Genomic DNA, 12,680 nt, shown 5'->3' with positions numbered 1-12,680 from the left:
GAAAGGGTAGCGTACAGTTGCCGGACATTTTACGGCGTATCGTGCAAGGCCGTCGGCACGCTGGCGGCACTTATCCGGATAGTCCACTATAGTGTGCCGGAACGGCGCGCATATTGCCGAGCCAGCCAAGGAACACAATGCCTGATGTCGCAGAAAACAGGGAATTGAAGAACGCCGAGCTGGCTGCCGCCCTGGCCTTGCAGCGTGCCGCCTGCCTGGCCCACCCTGTGCCGAGCCTGGCCGAGCGCAAACGCGACCTGCAAACCTTGCAGCGCTTCATACGCGAGCATAAAGACGCGCTCTGCGAAGCGATCAGCGCCGATTATGGCAACCGTTCACGCCACGAAACCTTGCTGGCGGAGATCTTTCCCGCCATCGACGGCATAAGCCATGTATTAAAACACTTGAAAAAATGGATGCGGCCGCAGCGCCGTGGCGTCGACTGGCGCACCTTCCCTGGCGCCCGCAACCGCGTGATGCCGCAGCCGCTGGGCGTGGTGGGCGTCATCGTGCCGTGGAATTTTCCCGTGAACCTGAGCCTCGTGCCCTTGACCTACATTTTTGCCGCCGGCAACCGCGCCATGGTCAAGATGAGCGAAAACTCGCGCCACCTGGCGCGGCTGCTGATCGCCACCATGCCCGCCTATTTTCCACCTGAAAAACTGCAGTTTTTTGACGAGACGGGCGGCGTGGGCATTGACTTCTCGCAACTGCCGTTCGACCATCTGCTGTTTACGGGTTCCGGCCAGACGGGACGCGCCGTCATGGCTGCCGCCGCGCAGAACCTGTGCCCCGTCACCCTGGAGCTGGGCGGCAAGGCGCCGGCCATCGTCTGCGCCGATTTCGACGTGCGCACGGCAGCCGAGCGCATCCTGTTCGTCAAGTACCTGAACGCGGGACAAATCTGCACCAGCGTCGACCACGCCTGGCTACCCGAAGCCAGCATCGCCGCCTTCGTCGACCATGCACGCCAGATCATGCCGGCCCGCTATGCCGGGCTGAATACGCCAGACTACACGTCCATCATCGACGCGGCTGCCTTTGAACGGCTGCTGCAGGCGCTCGACGAGGCGCGCGCACAGGGCGCGCAAGTGATTTCGCTGCTGCCGGGCCCAAGCCACGACCGGGCTACGCGCAAGATCGCGCCGCACATCGTGCTCGACGCACCCGAAGACAGCCTGCTGCTGACGCGGGAAATCTTCGGCCCCATCCTGCCGCTGCGCGGCTACACGAATCTGGAAAGCGTCATCGACAGCATCAACGCGGGGCCGCGCCCGCTGGCCATCTATCCGTTCAGCAATGATGCCCGTACGGTGCAGTTGCTGATCGACCGGGTGATGTCGGGCGGCGTGTCCGTCAACGACGCCCTGTACCACGTGGGCCAGCACGACCTGCCCTTCGGCGGCGTGGGAGAGTCCGGCATGGGCCACTACCATGGCGTGGAAGGTTTCCACACCTTCAGCAAGCTGCGGCCCGTGTTTTACCAGGCCCGCTACAGCGCTTTGAAACTGCTGTGGCCGCCGTATGGCAAGCTGGCCAGCCGCGTGCTGGCCTTCCTGACGCGCTGATGCTTTACAGGAACAACGAGGCGGCGATGGCCCACATGACGAGGGCGATGATGCCGTCGAGCACGCGCCAGGCCATGGGCTTGGCAAACACGGGCGCCAGGTAGCGGGCGCCAAAGCCCAGCAGGAAGAACCACAGGGCCGAAGCCATGATGGCGCCGCCGGCAAAGTAAAAGCGTCCCACGCCTTCATGCTGGCCGCCGATCGAGCCGAGCAAGATGACCGTATCGAGGAAGGCGTGCGGGTTCAGCAGGCTGAACGCCAGCGCCGCGCCGATCACGGCCCAGTAGCCTTCCGGCGATTTGGCGGCCGACACCGTCAGCGCCGTTGGGCGCCAGGCGGATTTGGCCGCGCGCAAGCCGTACGCGATCAGGAAGGTGGCGCCGCCAGCCTTGGCCCACAGCAGGAAATTAGGATTGTCGGCAATGAAGGTGCCCATGCCGGCCACGCCGGCCGTGATCAACATCGCGTCGCACACGAGGCAGACGAGGATACAGGTGAGCACGTAATGGCGTTTCAAGCCCTGCTTGAGCAAGAATGCGTTTTGCGTGCCGATGGCCACGATCAGGCTCGCTCCGAGCCCCATGCCTTTCAAGAAGATTGCGCTGTCCATATCGATTCCTTTATTGCTTTCCATCACGCGCACGGCCGCCCACGCTCTGCCGGCGACGGCAAAGTCATCAAAGGTAGGTGGAGGGTGTAGCGGTACCAGCAGGACCGCGCGGGAGAGTGGAGTTGTTACCCTATTTCAACAGTGTAAAGAAAAAGTGAATATAAGTATAATGAATGATTCTAAACATATATAAGAGAAACTTATGCGCGTCGTCGATTACCGTGGATTGGCCGCCCTCGACGCCGTGATCGGCCTGGGCAGCTTTGAAAAGGCCGCGCAGGCGCTGGCGATCAGCCAGCCGGCCGTGTCGCAGCGCATCCGCACCCTGGAAAACCTGGAAGGCACCTTGCTGATCATCCGCAGCCACCCGCCCCTGCCGACGGAAGCGGGCCAGCGCCTGATCGCCCACTACCGGCAAGTCAAGCTGCTCGAAGCGGCGCTCGACGCCCAGCCCGGCCCGACCACGCAATTGCCGGCACTGGCCATCGCCGTCAACGCCGACAGCGCCGCCACGTGGATTCCGGAAGCGCTGGGGCCGCTGCTGTCGCCGCCATCCTGCCTGCTCGATATCCGCCTCGACGATCAGGATCACACCCTGAGCCAATTGCGCGAAGGGCGCGTGTTTGCCTGCGTCACCAGCGCCAACGACCTGGTGGCCGGCACGACGGCCACGCCGCTGGGCGGCATGCGCTATCTGTGCGTGGCCTCGCCCGCGTTCGCGCAGCAATGGTTTCCCCATGGTTTTACAGTGGAAGCCGTCAGCCAGGCGCCCGCCATCACGTTTGGCAGCAAGGATGCGCTGCACGAGCGCTATCTGCAGCACCGCCTCGGCTACACGGGCCGCTATCCGCACCATGTGCTCGGTTCGGCGCGCGACTTCGTGCGCTTCATCGAAGCGGGCTATGCTTATGGCATGGTGCCCTTGCTGCAGGCGGAAACGGCGCTGGCCGCCGGCAGGCTGGTCGACGTGGCGGCCGGTCAGGCGCTCGACGTGCCCCTGACGTGGCATGCCTGGGATATCCAGACGCCCCTCACGCGCACCCTGTCGGACGCCGTCATCGCCACGGCGCGCAAATGGCTGTTACAGGATTGATTGACGCATGCAACATTTTTCTATGCTATACAGCAACTTCTCCGTGTGCGCCCTGCCCTGCCTGGCCTACACTGCAAGCATCAACCATCACCATCAGGAGCAAGCATGACGATCCTGCGCACCACTCTGCTCGGCGTGCTGGGGGCCATCCCGCTGGCTGCCGGCCTGGCCGCCTGCTCACCCTTGATTGCCATCAATGCATTGTCGTCCGGCAGCGCCTCGCAAGTGACGCGCGGCCTGGCCTACGGCCCCTTGCCGCGGCAAAAGCTCGACGTCTACGCGCCAAAAGTGCGCACGGGACCGGTGCCCGTGGTGGTGTTCTTTTATGGCGGCAACTGGACGACGGGCGAGCGCGCCGACTATGCCTTCGTTGGCCACGCGCTCGCGGCGCGCGGCTACCTGGCCGTGATCGCCGACTACCGGCTGTATCCGGACGTGCATTACCCCGAGATTTTGCAGGATGCGGCCCGCGCCGTGGCCTGGGCCGCGATGGAGTCCAGCCGCCATGGCGGCGACCCGGCGCGTCTGTTCGTCATGGGCCATAGCGCCGGCGCCTACAATGCGGCGATGGTGGCGCTCGACGCCAGCCTGCTGGCGCGCCACGGCATGCGCCCACACGATTTGCGGGGCTGGATAGGCCTGGCCGGCCCCTATGATTTTTTGCCCATCGAAAACACCACCACCCGGCCCGTTTTCTTTTACCCGGACACGCCCGCCGCTTCGCAACCCATCCATCACGTGACGGCCGAGGCCCCGCCCGCCCTGCTGATCGCCCCCTTGCCCGGACAGGATAAACTGGTCGATCCGCAACGCAACACGGGCGGCCTGGCCCAGGCCTTGCGCGCGCTTTCCAGGCCCGTGACGGAAACCTATTTCGACCACGTGGGCCACGCCACCCTGGTTGCCACGCTGGCCAGTCCCTTGCGCAGGCTGGCGCCCACCCTGGACGCCGTCAGCGCTTTTATCGATGCCAACAGCGGCACCGGTGACGCGGTCTCGTCGGCGCTCTTGTCCGCAGATTTGTCCACAGACGTGCCAGCCAAGGCCTTGCCAGCAAGCATAGCCTTGCCGTCCCGCTCAGCGGGCACGGCCACGATCACCCCAGAGCTGCACGCATACGACAAAACGCCCGCCCCGTGAAGGGCGGGCGCTCTGCCCAGACCAATACGCACGATATTGCGTGCCAGCTGGCCGCATGGCTAGCCACATATCAAGGCTCGGCCCTTGCGATGCGGCTTAGCTACAAGCAGCCTCGTGCTTACTCTTTACGGCTGGCGGTGCTGCTTTTGCTTTGTGCGGAGCCCGCTTGCGAGGCGCTGCCGCTGGCCGAGCTTTCGCTGCCGGCCGACTGCTGGCTGCCCTGGTGGCTGCCACTTTGCAGGCTTTGGCCATCACGGCTTTGCGCGCCGCGTTGCTGGTCGCGGCTGGCGCCGTTTTGCTGATAGGCCTGGAACGGTTCGGCGATGCGCTGCATGGCTTCCTGCTGCTTGCGCACGTTTTTCTCCGTTTCTTCCGAAGCAGTGCGGGCGACTTCTTCGGCCAGGGCCTTGGCGGTACGGCTCGTTTCATTCACATGACGCTCTGCCACGTTGGCCAGTTCGACCTGCGTATCGGCTGCCAGACGCGACACTTGTTGCTGGTACTTGCGCAGTTGCTCGGCGGCTGGCTGGCCCGAGGCGGCAGCCACCTGGAACACATCTTCAGCACGCTCGACCGTCAGCAGGTTCTGGCTGGTGACCGTGGTTTCTTCCAGCAAACCTTGCGCCAGTTGCATGTTCAGGTCGCTGAAGTGCTGCACCGACTGAAACAAGGACTTCGACAGGCCATTGAAGAAAGCCAGTTGCGCTTCCAGGTGGTTTTTGGCGGCGGGGGTAACACTACGGGAATATGGATACATGGAGTTCCTCATTAAATAGCGGTTGGGTGGACATAAAGAGATGGCGACCACCGGCAGTCGAACGGTGAGGCAGACGGCCGGGCTACGCCACGAAACGCGAAAAACATATCCGATTGGTGGGAAGATGCTTTGCAACGCGAGTCCCAAGGCTACGTGAGCACCGCAGGTGAGGGATGATCTGGATCAAAGGTGCGCTCGGCTGCGCAGAAAGTTTTGGCTGGACGGCTTGCCCTTGGCAAACGTCAGTGACGGGAAGGAAAATCTGTGCCAGGCACGCTCAAGCAGCGGCGCCCGCGCCCGGCACGACGGGCTTGTAGCCATGGCTGCGCAACGACGCTTCCAGCCAGCGGTTGCCATACCAGCCACGCGCCAGCAGGTAACTGAGCTCCGCGGCGGCCATCAGCAGCATCATCGGGCCGATGCGCAGTTCAGTGGCCAGATGGCTGCCAAACCACAGGCAGGCATCCATCGCCAGCATGAGCAGCAACAGCCACCAGCGGCGCTTGGCGACGGCCCAGAACGAACCCAGGAACAGGGCCGGCCAGGAAAAACCCGCTTTCACGTAGGCATAGCGGCCGGCATCGTCGGCAAACAGGGTGGCGCTGTGCTTCATGCTGCTCTCTTCAGAAAATAACGGTGTCAGGGTTCGGGACGGTGGCAGACGGCTTCGACATTGTGACCATCGGGCCCCAGCACGAAAGCGCCATAGTAATTCGGATGGTACAGGGCGCGGATGCCTGGCGCGCCGTTATCCTTGCCACCCGCTTCCAGCGCGGCCTGGTAAAACGCATCCACCTGGGCACGGTTGTCCGCCGTGAAGGCGAGATGCATGCCGGCATGCGGCGCGCCGCCCACGCCGAACCAGAAATCGGGCTTGCCATCCTTGCCCAGGCCGACCCAGCCCTGCTCTTCCATCACCACCGACACGCCCAAGGGCGCCAGGGCGGCCGAAAAGAAGGCCTTGCTGGCCTGTGCATCGCTGACATTCAAACCAATGTGATCAAGAATCATGATGGTGCTCCCTGGAGGTAGTGGAATGGAAAATATAGTATGCGCCAATATTGCCTTTTAGGCAAGCATAACTGCAGATCCCGCACCGTTGTTCCAGAGAGCGCCAGGCGCCCGCTTAACGCAGATTGCCCGTGTGACCAAGCGAATAGCGGCCCGGCTGCGGCCACACGGTCAGGCCGTGCGGTTCCTGGCCGACTTTCACCTTGGCAACGTCGCCGCTGTTCGTATCGATGCGGTAGACCACATCGTCGAAACGGCCGGACAGCCACAGATACTTGCCGTCGGCGGACACATTGCCCATGTCTGGACTGCCGCCACCGGGAATTGGCCAGTTCGAGACGACTTTTTCCGTGGCGAAATCGATCACGCTGACGCTGCCCTTGCCCTTCGGCTTGCCATGGATGCGGTGCGTGCCGCGGTTGGCCACGTACAATTTTTTGCCGTCACGGCTAGGATACAGGCCGTGCGCGCCCACGCCCGTCTGGATGAAGCCGATTTCCTTCAGGGTGGCGCCATCGACGATGTGCACACCGTCGGCGTCCATGTCGGCGATAAAGAATTTCTTGCCGTCAGGCGAGATGCGTATGTCTTGCGGCATGCCCTTCTTGACGCTGCAGATTTCATTCGCCGGGCCGCCCACGGGACCGGACTCGGCGAAGCGCTTGGCCGGCATCTGCAATTTCAGGTAGCCGTCGACCTTGCGGCCCACCAGGTCGATCTTGGCGATGGTGCCGTCGAACTCGCAGGTGAACATGGCGTAGCGGCCGTCATTTGAAAAATCCGCATGGTTGATGCCGCCGCACTGGGGCGTGTCGATCGAATACTGCACGGCCATGGTCTTCGGATCGCGGAAATCGAGGCGGTGGCGCGCTTCGGCCACGACAATGGCCGACTTGCCGTCCGGCGTGTAATACATATTGTAGGGATCGTCCACGGGCACTTCCTTGCCCGGCTTGCCCGTCAACGGGTCGATCGGCGTCAAACTGCCCTTGTCCGTGCGCTCGGCATTGTTCGCCACCCACAGGGTGCGCAAGTCCCACGATGGCACGACGTGCTGCGGGCCGCTGCCGACCTTGAACTTGTCGACCACTTTCAGGCTGTCTTGGTCGATCACATACACATCGTTCGAGCGCAGGTTGGGCACGTAGACCCGGCGCAAGTGATCCTTGACGACGGGGCTCATATTGCTGCTGGCGATGCTGCCATACACGTTTTTCGGATCCACCAGCGGCGGCATGCCCGGCAGCGGTGAATAGGCGGCGGCCGGCGCTGCGGCGGCTGGAGCCGCTGTGCTGGCGCCGATGACCTGGCTGGCCACGCCCAGGCCGGCCAGTGCGGCAGCCAGGGCGGACAAGGTGACGATGGTGCGTCGTTGAGATTTTTTCATGTGATTTCGCGTCGTTTCGTTGCAAAAAGCCGGAAGTTCAGCACTTCCAGCGGAGTTATTTAGTACGTTGCAGCAGCTGCTTGATGGCAGCCACCGAAGTGTCCACCTGCAGCTTGATACCGATCTGGCCCAGCTCCGCCGTGGCACGGGTCGCGTCGCCGCGCACGCCGTCCGCCACGCCCGGTTTCGGGCCGTGCGCCATGGCCTCGCTGCGTACCAGCGACGGGTCCGTCGCCAGCATCAGCGCCGCGTCCGCCAAACCAGCGTGCAGGCCGATCTCGGCGCTGCTGTGGCCGCGTTTCTGCAGCTCGGCGATATAGGCCGATTGCGTGATGTCATAGTAGTCGAGCAAGGCGTATGCACGCGCATCCTTGGCGGCGGCAGCCTTGCCCCAGGCCCGATTGAGCTTGTTGGCCACGTTCTGCTCGTTCTTTTGATAGCCGCCATGGTCGCCGAGAAAGATGATGTCGCGGAAACCATGCTGGCGCAGGCTGGCGGCCGCCCCTTCCAGCACGGCTTCGAAGGCGGCGGGCGGAATCGAGATCGTGCCGGCAAAGCGCATGTGGCCGGCCGGCGGAGCAATCGCGCCTTCGGGCACGTAGGAAACGACGGGCGCGACGATGGTATTGCCCAGCTTTTGCGCAATCTGCCGCGCCAGCAGCCCGGCGCGCACATTGTGCTTGCCCAGCGCGATATACGGCCCGCTCTGCTCGACGCCGCCTATCGGCACCAGCACGGTCGTGGCGCCGTGGTCTATACGGCTGCGCAACTCCGTGCTGGTCAGCTCTTCCAGCATGACGCTGCTGCTGGCGGGCGCGGCCGCCATGGCGGACGCGGCAGGAATCAGGCAGAACAGGGTAAGTGCAAACAGGGAGCCGAGTGGCTGGGACAGGCTGGATGGCGCGCAAGGCGCCGTTCGCTGGGGGAACTGCAGAGTCATAAGCCAACATCTTTCCGAGGTCATAGCGTGACGCCGTGCCCGGCCTTGCCAGGCAAGCTGGCTGCCACGCAGGAATTGTATTCCATCATGACAGGAAGGGCACGTTAATTTGACGCGGTGCTTTGCAAGGAATTGACGAGGGGAAACTATCTATCAGGCTGTCGTCGCGTTTGCCCCATTCACCTCGCCATCATGGAGAGCCGCGTGGCGTTTCTCGGCATAGGCCTTGAGCGAGCGCATCGTCTTGGGTAGCCCTTGCCGCACTTGTTTGGCAACGCCTGGCCCGAACAGAAAAGCAAGCGCTCCCGTGAACCACACGCGGTGAACGACTTGCGATCCGCCATCTGCGGCAACCACCGTGTGCTCGAAGTGGATGCGGAACAAAGGGATGTAGCCCTCGACGGTGAACGAGCGCCCTGCAGTGCGCTCGGTGACCACCATCGGAATACCCATCCCCTTGTTCGGAACTATCCTGCCCTGTGTTCCCACCGCAAATGGCCCATTGAGCCGGGCTTGCTTGGTGTCCGGATCCCACAGCTGCCATCGGTCGACCTCGCTCCAGATTTGATCAATGACCGTGGGCGGGACCGCAACGTGAATGCTTTCTTCGATTTGCATCAATCGGGTTCTCCCTACTATTATCAATATAATTGCATTCCGGCTGTACTGGCCGGGCCATGAAGAGCGCCTTGTCTATAGCCAGGCTCAAGCGCTATGCCATTGAGCAGGCGCGCTTGACAAGGCCAGTGACCAGGCATGTAGTCACACCTGAGCACGATGCTACCTTAGAAACGCTGCCCAGGGCACCTTGGATGTTGAAAGATGACAAACGAAACACATTGGCGGGTTAAGGAGCTAAAACATCACTCGGCCGATATCGTCTGGCTTGATGCCGAGGGTGCTCGCCGTGCCTATGATTTGGTGGGTCTGCATGATTCGAAGGCGCATCTCGGCTTGAACATTAACACCGTTGATTCCATCGAGCGGTTCGCCTTCGGAGACGACGTGGCCATCGCAACCAGCTGGTTACGGGAGCGCGTACCAGGAATTCAGCAGGTCGTGGTGGTGTTTGGCGAAGACGAATGCTTCGCATGCAGCAGTGTGTTCCTGGTCGAGAACTGGTCGGATATTTTTGTACCGTCACGTGACGACGCGATGATCTATTCGAACGACACGCCGTTCATCCTGTTTTATTGCCATGAAAATGCATTCGAGGTGGGGCAGCGAATTGTCTTTGATTAAAGGCCGAGTTCGGCCAGGAGCGGACATTGGAAAGCACTCATCGGTTCCCCCCAACCATTATTATTAGAGGCGTATTGTTTAGAGATGTGCTTGATCAATCAGAAAATGAAATACCTGGCGTTAAGTGCCATGCTCCTTTGGCCAATAGCTGCGAAGGCCGATATTATTCAACGGCATGTGTTTACGGCTATTTCTAGCGGGAAGGACAGCGAAGGTGCCGAGGTACTCACCGTGGCGGAAACGACTGCATGTGGTGGCAATCAGCTGCGCATGAAGGAGGGGATGCTCGAGAACAAAGACGAATATGCGGACCTCAGATCCGGACTCGTCCAACGGATCCACGATAAGACGCCAATGGCCGTGACCTTGTTTGGCTGCCCTGTAGGGAAAACTGGCGAGGAGGCGGTACCGTTTGCACGCATGATTGCCGGTTGCGGCCCCAGTTCCTGTTTCGACGATAAGGCGCGCCTGTACTTGGACGAAGAACTCATGCCGCAGGTCAAGGAGCGCTCGCCTTATCTGCTGGTGTTGCCCTTGCCGAAAGCAGCGCTTCCCGGTACTTGGAAGGTGGAGATCTTCGATACGATAAGACGCGACGTGGTGCGAATCTCCGGACAGACCGATGCGGCTGATTTTGTTTCAGGCAAGATGGTAGGTGATTACAGGGATTATGATAGCGATGGCAATATCGGATCACAGGTAGAGCTCGATGCAAATGGGCGCAAACATGGAGTCGGGACTACATATTTTGACGACGGCAAGCTGGAGTCGTTGGGGCAATGGCGCAATGGTCTGCCCGTAGGTGTGCAAAACAGTTACCACCGTAACGGTAAGCTATACATTCGGCTAGTTTACAATGAGAAAGGCGAGCTCCTGAGTACTGAGCAGTTCAACGAGCAAGGCGTACTGGTGCATTCAGATGGTCAAATGTCGAAAAAATGAACTGATGCAGTGTGCCAGGTGCCAGGTGCCAGAAGTATGTAGAGAGATGTAGCAACCATGCAAGGCGCCGTAGAGTGTAGGATAGTTTTTCTATTAAGTGAGGTTGACTGAAAGCGGCCATAAGCAGACAAAAAACCACGGGAAAGCCCATGAAGATCAAACTCTTTCCTATGAAATCCTTGTTTTTGGCGCCGCTGTCGGGTATCCCGGCAGTCACATAGCCAGGTATCGCCGGCTCCCAAGCGCGCATCCACGCGACGGCAGCGGCACGCGGCGGTGCCATCGCGGCATTGAGTTTTGTGGAAGAGGACGGCTATTTCATTTTGCCGGTGAAAAAAGACGAGGAGCGTATATCGCTCATCCTTCGGCTGATCGCGTTGCGCTCCGTATTCTTCGCCGGCTGGGGCTGGAATGCGGCCGAGGTGGTAACGTACTACAGGGATCAAGGCCATATCAACGGCCCGTCCAGGATCATCGCCTGGACCGGCCCCGGGCAGTACACGGCCACGTAGCGTCAGGCTTGACGGCCTGCCGTCCATCGCTTAAGTTAATGCAATGGAAAAACACACTGAAACGACACCACTCGATCTGCGTTCTGCCGCATGGGCAAGTCTGATGGATGGTTACGGGGGCGCTGAAAAAATTCCCGCGATGCTGCAAGACCTGCGGCGGGGAGACGCCGAGGCCCTGGACGATTTGTATGGCCATATTTGTCACCAGGGCTCGATTTATCCGGCGTCGGTCGCCGCATTCCCTCACTTGGTTTCCCTGGCGGCGGCGGTGACATCGCAGGACCTGCGCGCCGGCGTGCTGTCGCTGGCGGCGTCGATTCATGAAAGCGCCGGCCTCGACGAGGAATTGAAGGCATCCCCTTATGTCGCGGCCTTTCATGCCGCAGTCCCGGCCGCGCTCGCCATGGCAAGCTCCGACCTGCGGCAGGTCGAGGACACGGTGACTGGCATCTACATGCTTAAGGCCGCCGCTTCATTCGCTGGATTTGCCGGCGTGGCGCGAGTGCTGAGCGGCTTTACCAACGAGGAGTTCTGTCTGGCATGTCCTGCCTGCGGCGTAGAGCTCTATGTCTGGCCGGTAGCGCAAGGGTTGTCGGTCGCCGCCGAGGATCCCGTCTTTACGCCAGCAGCGAAAACGCTGCTGGTGATTGCCGGCCCTGCCGACAATTCACCCCACCTTGCCGCCTTTGCCTGGTTGCAAGCGCAAACGGACGCTTTGCCATTGCTGGATGACATCGCGTTTCGCTTACCTTTTCTGTTTGGCAGCGCATGTTGCGCCGGATGCGGTCACGTTTTTTCACTGATGGATGCGCTGCTCAGCGATGCAGTGGATTAATCCGGCTGCCTCACTGGAGCGCGCTTATTGAAGTCAGGCACAAAACAATAATGTTTGGCACAGGAGGCCGAGGTAGACATGCTCTCGGGGAGTTCCGCTTTCGGCCAAAAGCAGACAATGAAAGACAGGAATATGGCGCAAGTTCGACTGATCGTTTTTGACTTAGACGAAACTCTGGTGCACGCAACCGAGGTCGTTTTGCCTTGCCCTCACGCTTTTCAAATTGGGCCGTACTTTGTCTACGTACGGCCGTTTGCAGCCGAACTGATCAGGTTTTGCGCATCGCACTTCGAGATCGCGGTCTGGTCCTCATCAAGTGAACGTTACGTCGAGACGGTCACAAGCCAGCTGTTCGGCACTTCGTTTCCGGTTGCATTTTCATGGGCGATTTCGAAGTGTGTTCAGAAGGTCGATGCAAAAAGTAACGGTTATGTGTACATCAAGGACCTGCGCAAAGCGTTGAAGTACGGGTATGCGGCAGACGAGATCATTATGATCGACGACAGCCCCGAAAAGATTCAACGGCAGCCGACGCGGCATCTCTGCCTGCCCGCTTTCACAGGCGATCCGCTTGATAATGAGCTTCTTGGCGTTATCGAACGCGTCAAGGCAATGGCGGGAATCCAGTCAGCTACCGCTTAAT

The 12,680-nt window shown here is 60.8% G+C and carries 15 protein-coding genes; 8 read left to right on the top strand and 7 right to left on the bottom strand.

Annotated features, from left to right (window positions below; all coding sequences use genetic code 11):
- The first annotated feature begins 137 nt into the window (after positions 1-137).
- On the top strand, positions 138-1,568 hold the full coding sequence (locus FG13_RS01040; RefSeq protein WP_035817602.1) for a coniferyl aldehyde dehydrogenase: 1,431 nt from the start codon (positions 138-140) through the stop codon (positions 1,566-1,568).
- 4 nt (positions 1,569-1,572) lie between these two features.
- Here FG13_RS01040 and FG13_RS01035 read toward each other — a convergent pair whose 3' ends face one another.
- Complete coding sequence (locus FG13_RS01035) at positions 1,573-2,178, bottom strand: LysE/ArgO family amino acid transporter (RefSeq protein ID WP_034757131.1); 606 nt, start codon at positions 2,176-2,178, stop codon at positions 1,573-1,575.
- Positions 2,179-2,380: 202 nt separating this feature from the next.
- On the opposite strand from FG13_RS01035, the gene FG13_RS01030 reads away from it, so the two are divergent.
- Entirely contained in the window at positions 2,381-3,271 is an 891-nt protein-coding gene (locus FG13_RS01030) for a LysR family transcriptional regulator ArgP (RefSeq protein ID WP_035817600.1), read from the top strand.
- Between the two features lie 105 nt (positions 3,272-3,376).
- A complete protein-coding gene (locus tag FG13_RS01025) occupies positions 3,377-4,411 on the top strand; it encodes an alpha/beta hydrolase (protein ID WP_035817598.1) in 1,035 nt (344 codons plus the stop codon).
- A 118-nt stretch (positions 4,412-4,529) separates the two neighbouring features.
- On the opposite strand, the gene FG13_RS01020 is transcribed toward FG13_RS01025, so the two are convergent.
- The 6 genes from FG13_RS01020 to FG13_RS00995 all read right to left on the bottom strand — a co-directional run bounded on the left by FG13_RS01020 (position 4,530) and on the right by FG13_RS00995 (position 9,124).
- Entirely contained in the window at positions 4,530-5,168 is a 639-nt protein-coding gene (locus FG13_RS01020; protein ID WP_035817596.1) for a phasin family protein, read from the bottom strand.
- A 277-nt stretch (positions 5,169-5,445) separates the two neighbouring features.
- A complete protein-coding gene (locus FG13_RS01015) occupies positions 5,446-5,781 on the bottom strand; it encodes a hypothetical protein (RefSeq protein ID WP_035817592.1) in 336 nt (111 codons plus the stop codon).
- 26 nt (positions 5,782-5,807) lie between these two features.
- Positions 5,808-6,179 carry a VOC family protein gene (locus FG13_RS01010; RefSeq protein ID WP_081922360.1) on the bottom strand — a complete coding sequence of 124 codons (372 nt, stop codon included), beginning with the start codon at positions 6,177-6,179 and terminating at the stop codon, positions 5,808-5,810.
- Positions 6,180-6,294: 115 nt separating this feature from the next.
- The gene (locus FG13_RS01005) at positions 6,295-7,566 is read right to left on the bottom strand and encodes a YVTN family beta-propeller repeat protein (protein ID WP_035817590.1); all 1,272 of its coding nucleotides are present in this window, start codon (positions 7,564-7,566) and stop codon (positions 6,295-6,297) included.
- 55 nt (positions 7,567-7,621) lie between these two features.
- On the bottom strand, positions 7,622-8,506 hold the full coding sequence (locus FG13_RS01000; protein WP_327062271.1) for a creatininase family protein: 885 nt from the start codon (positions 8,504-8,506) through the stop codon (positions 7,622-7,624).
- A gap of 153 nt (positions 8,507-8,659) precedes the next feature.
- A complete protein-coding gene (locus tag FG13_RS00995; protein ID WP_035817588.1) occupies positions 8,660-9,124 on the bottom strand; it encodes an SRPBCC family protein in 465 nt (154 codons plus the stop codon).
- Positions 9,125-9,328: 204 nt separating this feature from the next.
- Between FG13_RS00995 and FG13_RS00990 the strand changes: the two genes are divergently transcribed.
- The 5 genes from FG13_RS00990 to FG13_RS00970 all read left to right on the top strand — a co-directional run bounded on the left by FG13_RS00990 (position 9,329) and on the right by FG13_RS00970 (position 12,679).
- Positions 9,329-9,748 carry a hypothetical protein gene (locus tag FG13_RS00990; RefSeq protein ID WP_035817586.1) on the top strand — a complete coding sequence of 140 codons (420 nt, stop codon included), beginning with the start codon at positions 9,329-9,331 and terminating at the stop codon, positions 9,746-9,748.
- A gap of 90 nt (positions 9,749-9,838) precedes the next feature.
- Positions 9,839-10,690, top strand: a complete 852-nt coding sequence (locus FG13_RS00985; RefSeq protein WP_161784134.1) for a toxin-antitoxin system YwqK family antitoxin — start codon at positions 9,839-9,841, stop codon at positions 10,688-10,690.
- Positions 10,691-10,989: 299 nt separating this feature from the next.
- Positions 10,990-11,202 (top strand): hypothetical protein, encoded by a 213-nt coding sequence (locus FG13_RS00980; protein WP_034748568.1) that lies wholly within the window; start codon positions 10,990-10,992, stop codon positions 11,200-11,202.
- A gap of 43 nt (positions 11,203-11,245) precedes the next feature.
- Positions 11,246-12,037: a hypothetical protein gene (locus FG13_RS00975; RefSeq protein WP_152598641.1), complete on the top strand. Its 792-nt coding sequence runs from the start codon at positions 11,246-11,248 to the stop codon at positions 12,035-12,037.
- 117 nt (positions 12,038-12,154) lie between these two features.
- Positions 12,155-12,679: an HAD family hydrolase gene (locus tag FG13_RS00970; protein ID WP_161784133.1), complete on the top strand. Its 525-nt coding sequence runs from the start codon at positions 12,155-12,157 to the stop codon at positions 12,677-12,679.
- Position 12,680 lies beyond the last annotated feature (1 nt).

The organism is Janthinobacterium sp. RA13, from assembly GCF_000745325.1.
GTDB lineage: Bacteria > Pseudomonadota > Gammaproteobacteria > Burkholderiales > Burkholderiaceae_D > Janthinobacterium > Janthinobacterium rivuli.
The sequence above is the reverse complement of the archived record's forward strand: the minus strand, read 5'-3'. Positions and strand labels throughout refer to the sequence as shown.